The organism is Streptomyces sp. NPDC051180 (genome assembly GCF_040689545.1).
Taxonomy (GTDB): domain Bacteria; phylum Actinomycetota; class Actinomycetes; order Streptomycetales; family Streptomycetaceae; genus Streptomyces.
This window is the reverse complement of sequence record NZ_JBFBBC010000004.1, coordinates 78294-97135: the sequence shown is the minus strand read 5'-3', so window position 1 is coordinate 97135 and position 18842 is coordinate 78294. Positions and strand designations below refer to the sequence as shown.

The 18842-nt window shown below is 73.1% G+C and carries 18 protein-coding genes; 12 read left to right on the top strand and 6 right to left on the bottom strand.

Features of this window, described 5'->3' with window-relative positions; all coding sequences use genetic code 11:
• Positions 1 to 69 precede the first annotated feature (69 nt).
• The gene (locus AB0424_RS09485; RefSeq protein ID WP_366303532.1) at positions 70 to 591 is read right to left on the bottom strand and encodes a hypothetical protein; all 522 of its coding nucleotides are present in this window, start codon (positions 589 to 591) and stop codon (positions 70 to 72) included.
• 226 nt (positions 592 to 817) lie between these two features.
• On the opposite strand from AB0424_RS09485, the gene fmt reads away from it, so the two are divergent.
• From fmt to AB0424_RS09445, 8 genes are all read left to right on the top strand, one after another.
• Complete coding sequence (fmt, locus tag AB0424_RS09480; protein WP_366303530.1) at positions 818 to 1750, top strand: methionyl-tRNA formyltransferase; 933 nt, start codon at positions 818 to 820, stop codon at positions 1748 to 1750.
• Positions 1751 to 1859: 109 nt separating this feature from the next.
• Positions 1860 to 3272: a transcription antitermination factor NusB gene (locus AB0424_RS09475; protein ID WP_366303528.1), complete on the top strand. Its 1413-nt coding sequence runs from the start codon at positions 1860 to 1862 to the stop codon at positions 3270 to 3272.
• A gap of 118 nt (positions 3273 to 3390) precedes the next feature.
• Positions 3391 to 4074: a ribulose-phosphate 3-epimerase gene (gene rpe, locus AB0424_RS09470; protein WP_366303526.1), complete on the top strand. Its 684-nt coding sequence runs from the start codon at positions 3391 to 3393 to the stop codon at positions 4072 to 4074.
• A gap of 120 nt (positions 4075 to 4194) precedes the next feature.
• Positions 4195 to 5244 (top strand): sugar-binding domain-containing protein, encoded by a 1050-nt coding sequence (locus AB0424_RS09465; RefSeq protein WP_366303524.1) that lies wholly within the window; start codon positions 4195 to 4197, stop codon positions 5242 to 5244.
• Positions 5245 to 5436: 192 nt separating this feature from the next.
• The gene (locus AB0424_RS09460; RefSeq protein ID WP_366303522.1) at positions 5437 to 5877 is read left to right on the top strand and encodes a ribonuclease domain-containing protein; all 441 of its coding nucleotides are present in this window, start codon (positions 5437 to 5439) and stop codon (positions 5875 to 5877) included.
• Entirely contained in the window at positions 5874 to 6275 is a 402-nt protein-coding gene (locus tag AB0424_RS09455) for a barstar family protein (protein ID WP_366303520.1), read from the top strand. The genes AB0424_RS09460 and AB0424_RS09455 overlap by 4 nt, the downstream gene beginning before the upstream one ends.
• A 65-nt stretch (positions 6276 to 6340) precedes the next feature.
• Positions 6341 to 7783, top strand: a complete 1443-nt coding sequence (locus AB0424_RS09450) for a GuaB1 family IMP dehydrogenase-related protein (protein WP_366303518.1) — start codon at positions 6341 to 6343, stop codon at positions 7781 to 7783.
• Positions 7784 to 7886: 103 nt separating this feature from the next.
• Positions 7887 to 8402, top strand: a complete 516-nt coding sequence (locus AB0424_RS09445; protein ID WP_366303516.1) for a GNAT family N-acetyltransferase — start codon at positions 7887 to 7889, stop codon at positions 8400 to 8402.
• On the opposite strand, the gene AB0424_RS09440 is transcribed toward AB0424_RS09445, so the two are convergent.
• Positions 8374 to 9390: a GDSL-type esterase/lipase family protein gene (locus AB0424_RS09440; protein ID WP_366304136.1), complete on the bottom strand. Its 1017-nt coding sequence runs from the start codon at positions 9388 to 9390 to the stop codon at positions 8374 to 8376. The genes AB0424_RS09445 and AB0424_RS09440 overlap by 29 nt on opposite strands.
• A 354-nt stretch (positions 9391 to 9744) precedes the next feature.
• Between AB0424_RS09440 and AB0424_RS09435 the strand changes: the two genes are divergently transcribed.
• Together AB0424_RS09435 and AB0424_RS09430 are read left to right on the top strand one after the other, a co-directional pair.
• Positions 9745 to 11226, top strand: coding sequence for an amino acid permease (locus tag AB0424_RS09435; RefSeq protein ID WP_366303514.1), 1482 nt, complete (start codon positions 9745 to 9747; stop codon positions 11224 to 11226).
• 10 nt (positions 11227 to 11236) lie between these two features.
• Positions 11237 to 11692: an Lrp/AsnC family transcriptional regulator gene (locus AB0424_RS09430; protein WP_015032260.1), complete on the top strand. Its 456-nt coding sequence runs from the start codon at positions 11237 to 11239 to the stop codon at positions 11690 to 11692.
• Positions 11693 to 11767: 75 nt separating this feature from the next.
• Here the strand turns inward: AB0424_RS09430 and AB0424_RS09425 are convergent, their stop codons facing one another.
• Positions 11768 to 12352 (bottom strand): Repetin, encoded by a 585-nt coding sequence (locus AB0424_RS09425; protein WP_366303511.1) that lies wholly within the window; start codon positions 12350 to 12352, stop codon positions 11768 to 11770.
• A gap of 291 nt (positions 12353 to 12643) precedes the next feature.
• Here AB0424_RS09425 and AB0424_RS09420 point away from each other — a divergent pair, with 291 nt between their 5' ends.
• Both AB0424_RS09420 and AB0424_RS09415 read left to right on the top strand, forming a co-directional pair.
• The gene (locus AB0424_RS09420) at positions 12644 to 13450 is read left to right on the top strand and encodes a carbon-nitrogen hydrolase family protein (RefSeq protein WP_366303510.1); all 807 of its coding nucleotides are present in this window, start codon (positions 12644 to 12646) and stop codon (positions 13448 to 13450) included.
• A gap of 64 nt (positions 13451 to 13514) precedes the next feature.
• On the top strand, positions 13515 to 15212 hold the full coding sequence (locus AB0424_RS09415; RefSeq protein WP_366303508.1) for an NAD(P)/FAD-dependent oxidoreductase: 1698 nt from the start codon (positions 13515 to 13517) through the stop codon (positions 15210 to 15212).
• 18 nt (positions 15213 to 15230) lie between these two features.
• Here the strand turns inward: AB0424_RS09415 and AB0424_RS09410 are convergent, their stop codons facing one another.
• The 3 genes from AB0424_RS09410 to AB0424_RS09400 form a co-directional block, all read right to left on the bottom strand.
• Positions 15231 to 15947, bottom strand: coding sequence for a DUF5995 family protein (locus tag AB0424_RS09410; protein ID WP_366303506.1), 717 nt, complete (start codon positions 15945 to 15947; stop codon positions 15231 to 15233).
• Positions 15948 to 16020: 73 nt separating this feature from the next.
• Positions 16021 to 17415 (bottom strand): solute carrier family 23 protein, encoded by a 1395-nt coding sequence (locus tag AB0424_RS09405; RefSeq protein WP_366303505.1) that lies wholly within the window; start codon positions 17413 to 17415, stop codon positions 16021 to 16023.
• A gap of 144 nt (positions 17416 to 17559) precedes the next feature.
• Positions 17560 to 18774 carry an MFS transporter gene (locus AB0424_RS09400; protein WP_366303503.1) on the bottom strand — a complete coding sequence of 405 codons (1215 nt, stop codon included), beginning with the start codon at positions 18772 to 18774 and terminating at the stop codon, positions 17560 to 17562.
• Between the last annotated feature and the right edge of the window lie 68 nt (positions 18775 to 18842).

The following is an 18842-nucleotide window of genomic DNA, read 5'->3' as shown; positions in this document are numbered from 1 at the left end:
GCCGGGGGCGGGCGGACGCACGACGGCCGCCCGTCCCCGGCGGGGAGGGCGGCCGTCGGAGCGGGCGGGTCAGCCGTTGCGCGGGCCGGGGAAGGCCGGCGGGCGCGGGTCCTCGCGGAGGGTGGCGCTGCCCGAGGTGGGCTGCGGGGGCATCGAGCGGGCGGCGGGGACCGAGGGGAGCGTGCGGGTCGCGGCCTGCTCCACGGTGTGGTCCTGCTCCACGGCCCCGTCCTGCGGCTGGGGGGCGCGGCGGGCGCCGTAGCGGCGGTGGACGGCCTGCTTGGTGACCCCGAGCGCGGAACCGACCGCGTCCCACGAGAAGCCGAGCGAGCGGTCGAAGTCGACCGCCGCGGTCACCAGGGTCTCGACGCTGTCCCGCAGCTCCTGGGCGAGCCGTACGGTGGGGGCGGGCGCGCGCCCGTAGACGACGAAGCCCGTCGACGGGCCGGAGCGGCGAGGGCGGTAGACATTGCCCAGCTGGGCCGTGAGCGTGCGCAGTGCGTCCACCTGCCGCCGGACCCGCTCGATGTCCCGCACCAACAGGTGCAGACTCGCCCGGGCTTGGGCGTCGTGGGTTGCGTGGTCGGCCATGTGAAAGCCTCTCGAACCGGCGTGTGTAAGGGGGCGGGCCGCAGGGGGCGGCGACCCGATTCGGTCAATCTCTCTTGACCAACGCGCCACCGGGAGTTGGGTCACGCTGCGGGGGCGTACACGCATATGCACAGGGCGCTCTTCCTTCCGTACGCCCCCTGACGCCCCGACGCCTAGACTGGTGCGTCGCTCGCAACGCCCCCGGACAGACAGGCAGTCGCCACCCATGAAGCTCGTCTTCGCAGGCACCCCCGAGGTCGCCGTACCCGCACTGGACGCCCTGATCGCCTCGGGCCGGCACGAGGTGGCCGCCGTGATCACCCGGCCGGACGCCCCGGCGGGACGCGGCCGGCGGCTGGTCGCCAGCCCGGTGGCGCAGCGGGCGGAGGAGGCCGGGATCGAGGTCCTCAAGCCCGCCAGGCCGCGGGACGAGGACTTCCTCGCCCGGCTGCGGGAGATCGCGCCGGACTGCTGCCCGGTCGTCGCCTACGGCGCGCTGCTGCCCAAGATCGCCCTCGACGTGCCCGCCCGGGGCTGGGTCAACCTGCACTTCTCGCTGCTGCCCGCGTGGCGGGGCGCGGCCCCCGTGCAGCACTCCCTGATGGCCGGCGACCAGGTGACCGGCGCGTCCACCTTCCAGATCGAGGAGGGGCTCGACTCGGGTCCCGTGTACGGCGTGGTCACCGAGGACATCCGCCCCACCGACACCAGCGGGGACCTGCTGACCCGGCTCGCCTTCGCGGGCGCCGGGCTGCTCTCCGCGACCATGGACGGCATCGAGGACGGCACCCTGCACGCCGTCCCGCAGCCCGTCGAGGGCGTCACGCTCGCCCCCAAGATCCAGGTCGAGGACGCCCACGTCGACTTCACGACCCCCGCGCTGCGCGTGGACCGGGTGGTCCGCGGCTGCACCCCGGCCCCCGGCGCGTGGACCGTCTTCCGCGGCGAGCGCCTGAAGCTGATCCAGGTCACCCCGCTGCCCGACCGCACCGACCTGGCCCCCGGCGAGCTCGCGGTGGGCAAGAACAACGTGTACGCCGGCACCGGCTCGTACGCCGTCGAACTGCTCTGGGTCCAGCCGCAGGGCAAGAAGCCGATGAAGGCCGCCGACTGGGCCCGCGGCGTCCGGATCGCCGCCGGCGAGCGCCTCGGGGTGTAGGGGCCCCGCCCTCGGGCGCGGGCGGGGGCGCGGCGGACGTAGGCTTGGTGCTGCCGGCCGCTTCGGGGCCGGCACGTTCGACCTCGTCATTTCGTCACGCGGAGCACCTTTGAGCGAGCAGGCACGTCGCCGTCCCCACAAGCCCTACCGGCGGCCCCAGAAGGACCCCGTCCGGATGCTCGCCTTCGAGGCGCTGAGGGCGGTGGACGAGCGGGACGCCTACGCCAACCTGGTGCTGCCCCCGCTGCTGAGGAAGGCCCGGGAGAAGGGCGACTTCGACGGCCGTGACGCGGCCCTGGCGACCGAGCTCGTCTACGGAACGCTGCGCCGCCAGGGCACGTACGACGCGATCATCTCGGCCTGCATCGACCGGCCGCTGCGCGAGGTCGACCCGCCCGTCCTCGACGTGCTGGCCCTCGGCGCGCACCAGCTGCTCGGGACCCGCATCCCCACCCACGCCGCGGTCTCCGCCAGCGTCGAGCTGGCCCGCGTGGTGCTCGGCGACGGCCGGGCCAAGTTCGTGAACGCCGTGCTGCGGAAGATCTCGCAGCAGGACCTCGATGCCTGGGTGGCGCAGGTCGCCCCCGCCTACGACGCGGACCCCGAGGACCACCTCGCCGTCGTGCACTCGCACCCCCGCTGGGTCGTCTCGGCGCTCTGGGACTCCCTCGGCGGCGGTCGCGCCGGGATCGAGGACCTCCTGGAGGCCGACAACGAGCGGCCCGAGGTCACCCTCGTCGCCCGGCCCGGCCGCGCCACCACCGAGGAGCTCGAGGCCGCCACCGAGACCCTGCCGGGCCGCTGGTCCCCGTACGCCCTCCGGATGGTCGAGGGCGGCGAGCCCGGCGCCATCGAGGCCGTGAAGGACGGCCGGGCGGGCGTCCAGGACGAGGGAAGCCAGCTCGTCGCGATCGCCCTGGCGAACGCGCCCGTGGAAGGCTCCGACGCGCGCTGGCTCGACGGCTGCGCGGGGCCCGGCGGCAAGGCGGCCCTCCTCGCCGCCCTCGCCTCCGAGCGGGGGGCCGCCCTGCTCGCCTCCGAGAAGCAGCCGCACCGCGCCCGGCTCGTCGAGCGCGCCCTCGCCGGCAACCCCGGCCCGTACCAGGTGATCGCCGCCGACGGGACCCGGCCGCCGTGGCTGCCCGGCTCCTTCGACCGCGTCCTGATGGACGTGCCCTGCTCGGGCCTGGGCGCCCTGCGCCGCCGTCCCGAGGCCCGCTGGCGGCGTCGCCCCGAGGACCTGGACGGCTTCGCGCCGCTCCAGCGCGCGCTGCTCACCGAGGCGCTGCGGGCCGTGCGCGTCGGCGGCGTCGTCGGGTACGCCACCTGCTCGCCGCATCTGGCCGAGACCCGGGTGGTCGTCGACGACGTCCTGAAGAAGGTCGGCGGCGCGGAGCTGATCGACGCCCGGCCGCTGATGCCCGGCGTCCCGGCGCTCGGCGACGGCCCGGACGTCCAGCTGTGGCCGCATCTGCACGGCACCGACGCGATGTACCTGGCGCTGCTGCGCCGCACGCACTGACCGCAATCTCCCGGTCCGTCCCGGTCCAGGCTCGTCGGTTCGTACCGAAATTGGTCTGGACCGGCACCGAAACCGCTCAGCGGCAAAGAAGTACCCAAGAACGTGGGAGGCTTGGCACATGGCGCAGATCAATCCCAGCATCCTGTCCGCGGACTTCGCCCGGCTCGCCGATGAGGCGAAGGCCGTCGACGGTGCCGACTGGCTGCACGTCGACGTGATGGACAACCACTTCGTGCCCAACCTGACGCTGGGCGTGCCGATCGTCGAGTCGCTGGCCCGTGCGACGGACACGCCGCTGGACTGTCACCTGATGATCGAGAACCCGGACCGCTGGGCCCCGCAGTACGTGGAGGCCGGCGCCGGCTCGGTGACCTTCCACGTCGAGGCGGCCGCCGCGCCGGTCCGGCTGGCGCGGGAGATCCGCGCCAAGGGCGCCCGCGCGTCCATGGCGCTGCGCCCGGCCACGCCGATCGAGCCCTACGAGGACCTGCTCCCCGAGCTCGACATGCTGCTGATCATGACCGTGGAGCCCGGCTTCGGCGGCCAGGCGTTCCTCGACATCATGCTGCCCAAGATCCGCCGGACCCGGGAGCTGATCTCCAAGCACGGTCTGGAGCTCTGGCTCCAGGTCGACGGCGGGGTCGCCGAGTCCACCATCGAGCAGTGCGCCGAGGCCGGCGCCGACGTCTTCGTCGCGGGGTCCGCGGTGTACGGCGCCGCGGACCCGGCCGCGGCCGTCGCCTCGCTGCGGGCCCGCGCGGAGGCCGCGACGGCCACCGCCGCGTGGGCGTGTGGCCACTGAGCCTCCGGCGGATGAACGCGGCCCGTCGGGCCGCCGACAGGACTGATCAAGGCCCGCCGGATCTGACAGGATGAACGGCGAGCCAGAGTGTGAACGACAGCCGTACGTGAACAGCGGTACGTGAACAGCAGTGAGGAGATCGCGGTGGCGGGAATGTCGGCGGGACGGTCAGCCCTGCGGATGGGCCCCGCGGAGCTGGTGCAGGCGGCGGCCATGGCCCGCCGCTTCTACCTCGAGGGCAAGTCCAAGATCCAGATCGCCGAGGAGTTCGGCGTCAGCCGCTTCAAGGTGGCCCGGGTCCTGGAGACCGCCCTGGAGCGCGACCTCGTTCGGATCGAGATCCGCGTGCCGGCCGAGCTGGACGCCGAGCGCTCCGACGCGCTCCGCGCCCGCTACGGACTCCGCCACGCCGTCGTCGTGGAGTCCCCGGCGGAGGGCGACGACGAGTCGCCGGACCCGGAGAACCTCGGCGAGGTCGCGGCCGACCTCCTCGGCGAGCTGGTCACCGAAGGCGACGTCCTGGGCCTGGCCTGGGGCCGCTCCACCATCCACATGGCGGCGGCCCTCGACCGGCTGCCGCCCTGCACCGTCGTCCAGCTCACCGGCGTGTACGACGCCGGCACCGCCGAGCGCGGCTCGGTCGAGGCCGTACGGCGCGCCGCCCAGGTCTCCGGCGGCGAGGCCCACCCGATCTACGCGCCCATGCTGCTGCCCGACCCCGCCACCGCGGCGGCGCTGCGCAGCCAGACCGGCATCGCGCGGGCCTTCGAGTACTTCGACAAGGTCACCGTCGCCTGCGTCTCCATCGGCTCCTGGGAGCCGGGCATCTCGACCGTCCACGACATGCTCTCCGACGCCGAGCGGGCCCACTACGCCTCGCTGGGCGTCGCCGCCGAGATGTCCGCCCACCTCTTCGACGCCGAGGGGCGCCGGGTCGGCCGCGACCTGGGCGAGCGCTGCATCACCGTCGAGGCCGACCGGCTGCGCCGCATCCCCGAGGTCGTGGCGATCGCGGGCGGCCAGCGCAAGGCGGCGGCCATCGGGGCGGTGCTCCGTTCCGGGCTCGTCACCAGCCTGGTGACGGACCGCGCCGCGGCCGACTACCTCCTCACCGAGTCCAGCCCCGGCACCCACCCCGCGCTCGACCGCACGGACCCCGACGGCAGCTGACGGCGCCGCGCACCGGGCCGACCGCCCGGTGCGCCCCGACCGCACCCGCCCCCGCCCCCGCCTCTCCGACCGAGCCCACCCGGTCGCGGTCCGCCGACCTCGCGCGCCGCCCCCGCGCGCCGCCGACCGGGCCCCCGCCGACCCGGCGTGCCCGCCCGGCGGGACGGACGCCTCGGTGGCAGCATCGGGGCCATGATCCTCAGGTGCGCGCGGGCCGCGCTCGCGCTGCTCGCCGGCGTCTCCCTCCTCCTCACCGGCTGTTCGGGCGGCCAGGACGCCCCCACCCCGCGCGGCGGCACGACCGTGTCGTCCCTGCCGGCCCGCGCGACGGCCACACCGTCCAGGGCCTCCACCCTCCCCGTGGTGCGCGCCGCCGACCTGCCTGCCGAGGCACGGCGGACGCTGGCCCTGATCGCCTCCGGCGGGCCCTTCCCGTACGCCAGGGACGGGGCCGTCTTCGGCAACTTCGAGGGCATCCTGCCGCGGCGGCCGCGCGGGCACTACCACGAGTACACGGTCCGCACGCCCGGCGAACGCGATCGCGGGGCCCGGCGCCTCGTGACGGGGCGGAGCGGGGAGACGTACTACACCGACGACCACTACCAGAGCTTCCGGGAGGTGGTCGCACCGTGAACGCGACCCGCCCCACGGGCCACGGGGCCCCCGACCTCTCCCGCCCCGTCGTCCTCGACCTGCACGGGGTCACCGACAAGACCGGCTTCATGGACCGCTGCGTCCGCGCGCTCCCGCTGCCCGTCTGGTTCGGCCGCAACTGGGACGCCCTCGCCGACTGCCTCGCCGATATGCGCCAACCCATGGCGATCGTGGTGACCGGCTGGCAGGCTTACGAGGAGGCCAGTCCGGACGAATGGGCGACCGTCGAGGAGGTGTTCTCCGCGGCGGCCCGCGCCAGTCTCCGGGGCCTCGCCGTCCTCCTCTCGCTCGGCGGTTTGGAGGAACCGACAGGCACGCCCCCGCAAGGCTCGGACGATCCGCCCGCATCGCCCCACGCTCCTGACGTGGGACAATGAACTACGTGCTTTTTCCCCTGGCTGAAATGCCTAGGGGCCGATCCGAACGACTGGGATGTCAGCACGTGCGTTTCCTCAATGACGTCAAGCCGCCCTACGACCTGACGTACGACGATGTCTTCATGGTGCCGAGCCGCTCGGCCGTCGGTTCCCGCCAGGCGGTGGACCTCTCCTCGCCGGACGGGACCGGGACCACCATCCCGCTGGTCGTGGCGAACATGACCGCGATCGCCGGCCGCCGGATGGCCGAGACGGTGGCCCGCCGCGGCGGCCTCGTCGTCATCCCCCAGGACATTCCCATCGAGGTCGTCACCGACGTCATCACCTGGGTCAAGAGCCGCCACCACGTCCTGGACACCCCGATCGTCCTGGAGCCCCACCAGACCGTCGCCGACGCGCTCTCGCTGCTGCCCAAGCGGGCCCACGACGCCGGTGTCGTCGTCGACGAGAACCGCCGCCCGGTGGGCGTCGTCACCGACGCCGACCTCTCCGGCGTCGACCGCTTCACCCAGCTCTCCGAGGTCATGTCCAAGGACCTGCTGCTCCTGGACGCCGACATCGACCCGCGCGAGGCGTTCAACACGCTGGACGCCGCCAACCGCCGCTACGCGCCGGCCGTGGACGCGGACGGCAAGCTCGTCGGCATCCTCACCCGCAGGGGCGCGCTGCGCGCGACCCTGTACAGCCCCGCCGTGGACGCCCAGGGCAAGCTGCGCATCGCGGCCGCCGTCGGCATCAACGGCGACGTGGCGGGCAAGGCCAAGCAGCTCCTCGACGCGGGCGTCGACACGCTCGTCATCGACACCGCGCACGGCCACCAGGAGTCGATGATCAGCGCGATCCGCACCGTGCGGGCGCTCGACCCGCAGGTCCCGATCGTCGCGGGCAACATCGTCGCCGCCGAGGGCGTCAAGGACCTCATCGAGGCGGGCGCGGACATCATCAAGGTCGGCGTCGGCCCCGGCGCCATGTGCACCACCCGGATGATGACCGGGGTCGGCCGCCCGCAGTTCTCGGCCGTCCTCGAATGCGCCGCCGAGGCCAGGAAGTACGGCAAGCACGTCTGGGCCGACGGCGGAGTCCGCCACCCGCGCGACGTCGCCATGGCGCTCGCCGCCGGCGCGTCCAACGTCATGATCGGCTCCTGGTTCGCCGGGACGTACGAGTCCCCGGGCGACCTCCAGCAGGACGCCAACGGGCGGTTCTACAAGGAGTCCTTCGGCATGGCCTCCGGCCGCGCCGTCAAGAACCGCACCAGCGACGAGTCCGCCTACGACCGCGCCCGCAAGGCGCTGTTCGAGGAGGGCATCTCCACCTCGCGCATGTTCCTCGACCCGGCCCGCCCGGGCGTCGAGGACCTGATCGACTCGATCATCGCGGGCGTCCGCTCCTCCTGCACCTACGCGGGTGCCGGCTCCCTCGCGGAGTTCGAGGAGAAGGCCGTGGTCGGCGTCCAGTCCGCCGCCGGATACGCCGAGGGCAAGCCGCTGCACGCCAGCTGGAGCTAGGTCGCCTCATTCCGGAGGAGGCGGCCCAGTCGCCCCCTCCGAACGCCGTGGGCCCCCGGGAATCCGCTCCCGGGGGCCCACGGCGTTCCCGTACCGTCGCCGCATGGACCACGTGGAGATCCGGCCGTGCCGCGCCGAGGACATCGCCCCGCTCGACCGTCACCTGCCCACGCCCGGGGCCCCCACCCGCCACGCCGACCGCTTCGCGCGCCAGGAGGCCGGGCACGGCACCTATCTGGTCGCCTGGCGGGGCGGAATCCCGGTCGGCAACGGACAGGTCCGCTGGGACGGCTGCGCGGCGCCGGAGGTGCGGGCCCTGCTGGGCGACTGCCCCGAGTTCAACGGCCTGGACGTGGCGGCGGAGCTGCGGGGACGGGGCATCGGCACGGCCCTGGTCCGCGCCGCCGAGGAGCTGGCCCGGGCGCGCGGCCGGATGGCCCTCGGCCTCGGCGTGGCCCACGACAACACCAGGGCCGCGGCGCTGTACGCGCGGCTCGGCTACGAACCGGTGACGGAGTACACCGACCGCTACTCCTCCACGGACGCGGCGGGGCGCACCCGGCACCACGCCGATGTCGCCACCTTCCTCGTCAGGACGCTGGGCCGGGCGGCGGACTGACCGCCCGCGCCCACGGTCCCAGAGCCTCCGTCACGGCCGCCGCGATCCGGGCGTGTCCCGCGTCGTCGGGGTGCAGCCCGTCCGCGAGGTGCTCCGGGCCCAGGAGCGGCCGCCCGGAGAGGACGCGCAGCCTGTCGTCGCCCTCGGCAGCCAGATCCCGGCCCGCGCGCTCCATGGCCCTGCGCAGCTCCGTGAGGGTGGCTCCCAGGGCGTTGCGGGTGTGCTCGGCCTCCGGCCGCAGGACGGGCGAGACGATCAGCAGCGGGGTGTCCGGATGGCCCCTGCGGACCAGGCCGACGAAGGCCCGGACGGTCGCGTAGAGCCAGTCGGCCGTCGCCGGTGCCCGGGACCAGCAGTTGGTGCCGAAGGCCAGCGTGATCAGTTCCCCCGGCAGCCGGGCCAGGTGCTCGGCCAGCGGCAGCTCGCCGCGCGCCCCGCCCGCGTACCCCAGGTTCACCGGGTCGAGGCCCAGCCGCCGACCCGCCGTGGCGGGCCAGGAGTGCGCCGGGCGGGTCGACCACCAGCCCTCGGTGATGGAGTCGCCGTGGACGAGCCAGCGGGGCCGGGCCGGCGCGGGGGAGAGGGCGCCGCCGACGGCCCGCAGGGCGACCGGGACCGGGGCCTGGCCCTCCGGGAGGTGGACGGCGAAGACACCGCCCTCCGCCGGCAGCGGCAGCGTGACGGTGGCCTCGGCGGCCGGGTCGACCCAGCTCTCGCCGACGAGCCGGGTGCCCCGCCAGAGGGCGAAGCAGTGGCGCAGGGAGCCCAGCGGGTCGTCCGGGCCCGGTACGGAGGCCCGGTAGCGCAGCTCCACCGCGCGCGTGCCGGGCGCGGCCGTGAACTCGATCCGTACGCCGATCGGCAGCGCGGCGCGTGCGGCGACGTCCCAGGGCAGCCGGTCGAGGTCGTCCGGGTCGGCGCGCACGGGCCGCGGCCCGTCCAGCCAGGCCGTACCGCGCAGGAACGGTGCCGGGTCGAGCCAGCGCACCGGGACCTCCGATCGTGGGTCGTCGGGGCGGGTGGTCGGGACCTCGCAGGGTCGGTCATCGGGCACCAGGTGTCCATAGGCGTGCACGGACCGGTTCTCACCCCGATGTGTCGATTCATGCGGGGGCGCGCAATGTTTCCCCGCCTCTGCCCCGAGCGCGCAATGATCATCCGGCACTGCGCAACAACCCTGCATTACGAGTGCGAACCCCGGACCCTTAGGCTCGTGCCCCGTACCAGGAGTGGCGTCGACCGCCTGCTCGGCGGTTCCCGTCCCCCGTGGGCTTGCTCAGTCATGCCCCCGTACCGCCGCGGTCGTCTCCGTACCCACAGGCAGCGATAAGGAGCCTCCGCAGTGCTGGATCACGGCGCAGCCCCACCGGTCGTCGACACGGCCACCCCCAAGACCTCCGCGCTCGGCGCACTCATCCGGCGCAAGCCGGTGGAGATGCTGGTCGCAGAGGGTGGACAGGGCGAGGGCGGCAGTCTCCGCCGCTCGCTCTCCATGTGGCAGCTGACCATGATCAGCATCGGTGCGACGCTCGGCACCGGCATCTTCGTCGTCCTCGGCGACGCCGTCCCGAAGGCCGGCCCCGCGGTCACCGTCGCCTTCGTCATCGCCGGCCTCACCGCGCTCTTCTCCGCTCTGTCGTACGCCGAGCTGGCCGGTTCCATACCGGTCGCGGGCTCCTCGTACTCGTACGCGTATGCAACGATGGGTGAACTCGTCGCCTGGGTCTGCGGCTGGTGTCTGGTCCTGGAGTACGGCGTCTCCGTCGCGGCCGTGGCCGTCGGCTGGGGCGAGTACCTCAACGAGCTGCTCGACGGCACGATCGGCGTCACCATCCCCGACGCGCTGTCGTCGGCGCCCGGCGAGGGCGGCATCATCAACCTGCCCGGCCTGATCGTCGTGCTGCTGGCGATGGTCTTCCTGCTCGGCGGCGCCCGCGAGTCGGCCGTCGTCAACACGATCATGGTCGCGGTCAAGATCGCCGCGCTCGCGCTCTTCTGCGCGATCGGCTTCATGGGCTTCAAGTCCGGCAACTACGCCGACTTCATGCCGCTCGGCGTCACCGGCATCGGGGCGGCCAGCGCCACCCTCTTCTTCTCGTACATCGGCTTCGACGCCGCCTCCACGGCCGGCGAGGAGGCCAAGAACCCCAAGCGGGACCTGCCACGGGCGATCATGCTCTCGCTGATCATCGTCACCGTCCTCTACGTCCTCGTCGCCGCCGTCGCGGTCGGCGCCTGGGACTGGAAGCAGTTCGACGGCTCCGAGGCCACCCTGGCGGCGATCATGAAGGACGTCACCGGACAGTCCTTCTGGGGCACCCTGCTCGCCGCGGGCGCCGTCATCTCCATCGCCAGCGTCGTCCTCACCGTGCTCTACGGCCAGACCCGCGTCCTCTTCGCGATGTCCCGCGACGGCCTGGTGCCCAGGGCGTTCGGCAAGGTCAGCGCCAAGACCGGCACCCCGCGCGTCAACACGGTGATCGTCTCGCTCTTCTGCGGCGTCCTCGCCTCGGTCATCCCGCTGGGCAAGCTTGTCGACGCCACCAGCATCGGCACCCTGTTCGCCTTCGCCCTGGTCAACATCGCGGTCGTCGTGCTCCGCTACACCCGCCCGGACATGCCGCGCACCTTCAAGGTCATGTTCGGACCGGTCCTCCCGGTCGTCGGCTTCGGCTTCTGCGCCTACAACATGTTCAGCCTCGACGCCGTCACCTGGGTGGTCTTCGGTTGCTGGATGGCCGCCGGGCTCGTGTTCTACTTCCTGTACGGCATGCGCCGCTCCCGACTGGCCACCGCAGCGTCAGCAGCATCAGCAGAGAAGTGATCCACCCGTAGTGCGACTCAACGACCTCGACGAACGCATCGTCCACGCCCTCGCGGAGGACGCCCGCCGCAGCTACGCCGACATCGGCTCGCTCGTCGGTCTCTCCGCGCCCGCCGTGAAGCGGCGCGTGGACCGGCTCCGGGCCGAGGGCGCCATCACCGGCTTCACCGTACGGGTGGACCCGGCGGCGCTCGGCTGGGAGACCGAGGGGTTCGTCGAGATCTACTGCCGCCACAACACCTCGCCGGACGACATCCGGCGAGGTCTGGAGCGGTACCCCGAGGTGGTGTCCGCGTCGACCGTCACCGGTGACGCGGACGCCGTCGTCCAGGTCTTCGCCTCGGACATGCGCCACTTCGAACGCGTCCTGGAGCGCATCGCGGGCGAGCCCTTCGTGGAGCGCACCAAGTCCGTCCTGGTGCTCTCGCCGCTGCTGCGGCGCTTCTCCTCGGGCTCGCCGGCGTAGGGACACGCGGCCGCCGGGCGGTGCGGGCCGTGGTTCCCGCACCGCCCCGCGCCCCGCCCACCCCCGTGGGGCGGTCTACTCGGTGGGGTAGACGAACTCCCAGGGCACGACCCGGAAGTCGCCCGTCCCCGCCCGGACCTTCTCGAACGGCGCGCCGCCGAGGCACGGCGGCACCTTGTCCTTCTGCGGGTCGGCGGTCATCCACGTGTAGCCGAGCCGGTCACCGGCGGGGTCGTCGTGGACCGTGACGCCGACGCGCGCCTTCCTGAACTCCTTCACGTCGGTCTCGACGACGGTGCCCGACACGACGGCGACCTTGCCGCCGGTGGTGAGGCAGTCGACCTCCACCTCGGCGTAGCCGCCCCGGCCGCCCTTGTAGTGGCTGAAGCGGAACGTACCGGTGGCCTTCATCGGATCCTGCCGGTCCTTCGCCGCCAGATGCGCGTCGAACGCGAACGTGATGTCGTCCCCGGCCGGCCGGTACAGCTTCGCGGTGCCCGTCAGCGCGGCGGCCTCCGGCGCGGCCGCCCCCGACACGACGGCCCCCGATACGACGGCCGGCGCGGGCGCGTCGTCGGCCGAGGCGGCCGCGATGCCTCCCGCCCCCAGGGTCAGCAGGACGGCGGCGGCGACGGCGAGGGTCTTCGTACGACGGTTCATGGCTTCCGAGTCCTTTCGGCAGGTCGTCCGGGGTGTCCGCCGGACGACCACCACTCTTCCGCGCGGGCCCCGCCGGGTCGTCGGGCCGCGGGACGGTCCTCGCCTCCGCCGCGCGGCGGGGGAGCCCTACGCCCCCGGGTGGAGCCCCGCGCAACGAATCGCCGCCCTGGTCGTCGATCGCGCAACGGTTCGACGGTCGGTCCGCAACGCTCCCGCCTTGTCCGGACGGAGCCCGAAACCGTACCGTTTTTGACGTCTTCCCCTTGTACTCCGACCCCCCGAGGATCGCCCATGCCCGCGCTGCGCACCGCCCTGCTCCAGAGCTCCGGTGAGCTCGGTGACGTGGCCGCCAACCTCAAGGTCCTCGACGAGGCCGCCGCCCGGGCCGCCGCCGCCGGCGCGACCGTGCTGCTCGCCCCCGAGCTCTTCCTCACCGGATACGCCATCGGCGCCGACCTGGCCCGCCTGGCCGAGCCGTCCGACGGCCCCTCCTCCCGAGCCGTCGCGGCCCTCGCCGTCCGGCACGGCCTGGTCATCGGCTACGGCTACCCGGAGCGGGACACCGAGCGGCACGGGGTCCTCTACAACGCCGCCCTGCTCGTCGGCGCCGACGGCACCACGCTCGCGAACTACCGCAAGACCCACCTCTACGGCGGCTTCGAGCGCGAGTGGTTCACCCCCGGCGACGACGCCGTCGTCCAGGTGGAGCTCGGCGGCCTGACCGTCGGCCTCATGATCTGCTACGACGTCGAGTTCCCCGAGAACGTGCGGGCGCACGCGCTGGCCGGCACGGACCTCCTCCTCGTGCCGACCGCGCTCATGCACCCCGCCGAGGTCGTCGCCGAGTCCGTCGTGCCCGTCCGCGCCTTCGAGAACCAGATGTACGTCGCGTACGCCAACCGGACCGGCCCGGAGGGCGCCTTCGAGTTCGTCGGCCTCTCCACCCTCGCCGCCCCCGACGGCACCGCCCGGGCCCGGGCGAGCCGCGGCGAGGACCTCGTCATCGGCGACGTCGATCCCGACTTCCTGGCGGCCTCCCGCGCGGGCAACCCCTACCTCGCCGACCGCCGCCCCGGGCTCTACGGCTCCCTCGGCTGAGCCGGCCGCCCGCCCCGTCCTCCCTCCCCGCCTCACCTTTTTCCGTGCAAGGAGTCCGTACCCCATGACGTCCACGGTGCCCACGACCGCCGTCCCGCACAGCGACGGCCAGCCGCCGATCACCATGTTCGGTCCGGACTTCCCGTACGCCTACGACGACTTCCTGGCCCACCCGGCCGGCCTCGGGCAGATACCCGCCACCGAGCACGGCACCGAGGTCGCCGTCATCGGCGGCGGTCTGTCCGGGATCATCGCCGCGTACGAGCTGATGAAGATGGGCCTCAAGCCCGTCGTCTACGAGGCCGACGAGATCGGCGGCCGGCTGCGGACCGTGGGCTTCGAGGGCACCGGCACCGAGGGCCTGACGGCCGAGATGGGCGCCATGCGCTTCCCGCCGTCCTCGACCGCGCTCCAGCACTACATCGACCTGGTCGGCCTGGAGACCAAGCCCTTCCCGAACCCGCTGGCCGAGTCGACGCCGTCGACCGTCGTCGACCTCAAGGGCGAGTCGCACTACGCGACCACCGTCGACGACCTGCCGCAGGTCTACCGCGACGTGATGAACGCCTGGAACGCCTGTCTGGACGAGGGCGCCGACTTCTCCGACATGAACCAGGCCATGCGCGAGCGGGACGTCCCGCGCATCCGCGAGATCTGGTCGAAGCTCGTCGAGAAGCTCGACAACCAGACCTTCTACGGCTTCCTCTGCGAGTCGGAGTCCTTCAAGTCCTTCCGCCACCGCGAGATCTTCGGCCAGGTCGGCTTCGGCACCGGCGGCTGGGACACCGACTTCCCCAACTCCATCCTGGAGATCCTCCGCGTCGTCTACACCGAGGCCGACGACCACCACCGCGGCATCGTGGGCGGCTCGCAGCAGCTGCCGCTCCGCCTGTGGGAGCGCGAGCCGGGGAAGATCGTCCACTGGGCGCAGGGCACCTCGCTCTCCTCCCTGCACGGCGGCGCCCCGAAGCCGGCCGTCACCCGGCTGAACCGGACCGCCGGCAACCGGATCACCGTCACCGACGCCTCCGGCGACATCCGCACGTACCAGGCGGCGATCTTCACCGCACAGTCCTGGATGCTGCTCTCCAAGATCGCCTGCGACGACTCGCTCTTCCCGATCGACCACTGGACGGCGATCGAGCGGACCCACTACATGGAGTCGTCCAAGCTCTTCGTCCCCGTCGACCGGCCGTTCTGGCTGGACAAGGACGAGGAGACCGGCCGGGACGTCATGTCGATGACGCTCACCGACCGGATGACCCGCGGCACCTACCTCCTGGACGAGGGCCCGGACAAGCCGGCCGTCATCTGCCTCTCGTACACGTGGTGCGACGACAGCCTGAAGTGGCTGCCGCTCTCCGCGAACGAGCGGATGGAAGTCATGCTGAAGTCGCTCGGCGAGATCTACCCGAAGGTCGACATCCGGAAGCACGTCATCGGCAACCCGGTGACGGTCTCCTGGGAGAACGAGCCCTACTTCATGGGCGCGTTCAAGGCCAACCTCCCCGGCCACTACCGCTACCAGCGGCGTCTGTTCACGCACTTCATGCAGGACCGGCTGCCCGAGGACAAGCGGGGCATCTTCCTCGCCGGCGACGACATCTCCTGGACGGCCGGCTGGGCCGAGGGCGCGGTGCAGACGGCGCTCAACGCGGTCTGGGGCGTGATGCACCACTTCGGCGGTGCCACCGACGGCACGAACCCCGGTCCGGGCGACGTGTACGACGAGATCGCCCCGGTCGAGCTGCCGGAGGACTGACCGGCCGTACGGAGCGGCTCAGGGCCTGGTGAGCGGGGTCAGCAGCATCCGCCCCACCAGGCCCACCGACCGGTCGAGGCGCTCCGTGAACTCCGCCGCCAGGTCGGGCAGCCCGCGCAGCTGCCACAGGGAACGCGCGGCGAGCCAGGCCCCGTCCCGGGCCCGGTCCAGGCTCCAGCAGCCGAGCAGATGCGTCAGCGGGTCCGCGACCTCCAGGAGGTCCGGGCCCGGCATCAGTTCCTCCCTGATCCGCTCCTCCAGGAGCACCAGGATGTCGCCGACCCGGTCGAACTCGTCCTCCAGGTCGGCGGGCGCGCACTCCAGGATCCGGCAGGCGTCGACCACGGCGAGGGCCAGGTCGTGCCCGATGTGGGCGTTGATCCCGGCCAGCGCGAACTGCAGCGGCCGTACGCCGGGATGGCGCCGGTAGTGGAAGAGGGGCCGCCAGCAGGCGGGGGCCGGGCAGCCGGTGGCGGCCGCGTCGACCGCCGCCAGGTACCGCTCCGCGAACCGCACGTCCAGCGTCGCGGCGGCCCGCCGGTCGGCGAAGGTGCCGGCCGCGATGGCGTGCCCGATCTCCTCGGTGACGGTCAGGTAGACCCGGTTGAAGACGGCCACCCCGTCGGCCGGATGCCAGGCCGAGCGGAGCGACCGCATCCGGTCCACCACGGGGTCGACCGCCACGAACGGCCCGAGGGGGTCGATCTCCTGCCCGATCTGCTGGGTCTGCGCCATACGGGCAGGCTCCCAGCCGCCGGGCCGTCGGGGGAACCTCTCCGGCCCGGCTTACCCAGAACGGGCGAATCCCTCAGTTCTTCGACGTGCCGTCCGTGCTCGTCTCGTACGAACTGGTGCCGGAGTCCAGGAGCGGCTCCTGCGCCTTCAGGTGGGGCGGGGCGAAGGCCCGCAGCACGTGGTAGCCGGTGATGACGACGATCGTGCCGAGCGCGATGCCGCCGAGCTCGAAGCTGTCGGTGAAGGTCAGCTTCACGCCGCCGACGCCGATGATGATGCCGGCGGCGGCCGGGACCAGGTTGAGCGGATTGCGCAGGTCGACCTTGGCGTTGATCCAGATCTGGGCGCCGAGCAGGCCGATCATGCCGTAGAGGATCACGGTGATGCCGCCGAGGACACCGCCGGGGATGGCGGCGACGACGGCGCCGAACTTGGGGCAGAGGCCGAAGAGGAGCGCGAAGCCGGCCGCGGCCCAGTAGGCGGCGGTCGAGTACACCCGGGTGGCGGCCATGACGCCGATGTTCTCCGAGTACGTGGTGTTCGGCGGGCCGCCGACCGCCGTCGACAGCATCGAGGCGGCGCCGTCGGCGGCGATCGCCGTGCCGAGCTTGTCGTCGAGCGGGTCGCCGGTCATCTCGCCGACCGCCTTGACGTGTCCGGCGTTCTCCGCGATCAGCGCGATCACGACGGGCAGCGCGACCAGGATGGCCGACCACTCGAAGCTCGGGCCGTGGAAGGTGGGGAGCCCGATCCAGTCGGCCTGGGAGACACCGGAGAGGTCCAGCCGCCAGTGGTCGGTGACCTGGCCGCCCGGCGACACCGAGTGGATCTTCCCGAAGACGAGGTCGAAGACCCAGGAGATCGCGTAGCCGAAGATCAGGCCCAGGAAGATCGCGATCCGGGACCAGAACCCGCGCAGACACACCACGGCGAGTCCGGTGAACAGCATCACCAGGAGGGCCGTCCACTGGTCCTGCGGCCAGTACGTGGAGGCGGTGACAGGCGCCAGGTTGAAGCCGATCAGCATGACGACGGCGCCGGTCACGATCGGCGGCATGGCCGCGTGGATGATCCGCGCGCCGAACTTCCGGACGGCCAGACCGGCCAGGAAGAGCACCCCGCCGACGACGAACACGGCGCCGGTGACGGTGGCGCTCGTGCCGCCGGACGCCCGGATCGCGGCGGCGACGCCGACGAACGAGAGCGAGCAGCCCAGGTAGGACGGGACGGTGCCGCGGGTCGCGAGCAGGAAGATCGCGGTGGCGACACCGGACATCATGATCGCCAGGTTCGGGTCGAGCCCCATCAGGACCGGGGCGACGAACGACGCCCCGAACATCGCCACGACGTGCTGGGCGCCGAGCCCGACCGTACGGGGCCAGGAGAGCCGCTCGTCCGGGCGGACGACCGCTCCCGGAGCGGGTGTTCTCCCGTCGCCGTGCAGGGTCCAGCGCACGCCGAGGTTCATGAGGTCGCTCCCGTTCTCCGGTTCGAGCGGCCGTGTCGTGGCCGCAGAAGATCAGCCACATGGTATGCGCCACCGCAGGCCGGGAACGTTCGACCGCGGCCCGGCGGCGGTCGTACGCCACCGGGCCGGGCCACGGTCGGCGGCCTACCCGACCGGGCCGGGGGCCTTCGCGGGGGCGGGCGTCGCCGAGGCCGCCTCGCGGCCGCCGGTCCTGAGCACGCCCGCGCCCAGCACGAGCCCGAAGGCGAGCAGGGTGACCAGGCAGAAGGAGAACATCAGGGAGGTCGCGTCGGCGATGCCGCCGATCGCCGACGGTGCGATGAGGCCCGAGGTGTACGTGATGGTGGCGACGCCGGCGATGGCCTGGCTGGGGTTCGGCCCGCTGCGCCCGGCCGCGGCGAAGGCGAGCGGCACGACGACCGCGATCCCGAGGCCGATGAGGCCGAATCCGGCCATGGCGAGGGCGGCGTGCGGGGCGAGGACCACCAGGAGTCCGCCGAGGGTGGCGACCGCGCCGCCGACCCGCACCGTGCGGACGGCGCCGAAGCGGTCCACGACCCGGTCGCCGACCAGTCGGGCCACGGCCATCGTCAGGGCGAAGGCGGTGGTGGAGGCGGCCGCCAGCCCGGCCGAACTGCCCAGTTCGTCCCGCAGGTAGACGGCCGACCAGTCCAGGCTCGCCCCCTCGGCGAAGACACCGCAGAAGCCGATGGCGCCGATGATCAGCGCGGACTTCGGCGGCAGGGAGAAGCGCGGCGGCGGCTCCTCGTCCGGGGTGCTGCGCACGTCCAGGACGCCCTGGCAGAAGACCAGGCCGAGGGCGGTGAGGACCAGCGCGGCGATCAGGTGGTGGATCCGGGCGTCGCCGCCGACGTGGGCGGCGACGGTGCCCGCCGCGGAGCCGAGCAGGGCGCCCACGCTCCACATGCCGTGCAGGCTCGACATGATGGACTTGTCGAGCAGGGTCTCCGTCTCGACGCCGAGGGCGTTCATCGCCACGTCGGACATGCCCGCGGTGGCTCCGTACACCAGGAGCGCCCCGCACAGCCCCCAGATGTTCGGGGCGAGCGACGGCAGGATCAGCGCGAGCGTCCAGAGCGAGAGCAGGCCGCGCAGCGCGGTGCGGGCGCCGAAGCGGTGGGAGACCGCCCCGGCGAGCGGCATCGCGAGGGAGGCGCCGAGCGCCGGGAAGGCGAGCGCGAGCCCGAGCTGGCCGGCGCTGACGCTCGCGTGCTCCTGGATCCAGGGGATCCGGGTCGCGAAGCTGCCGGTGACCGCGCCGTGGACGCAGAAGACGGCGGCGATGGCGTGGCGCGCCCGCCGCAGGCGTTCGGTGCTGGTGACGGTCTGCGCCGCCATGGGTCCCTCCCCGGTGTCGTCGATGTGCCGGTAAACTATCAGGAACCCTGCCTGATAAATAGTCCGCG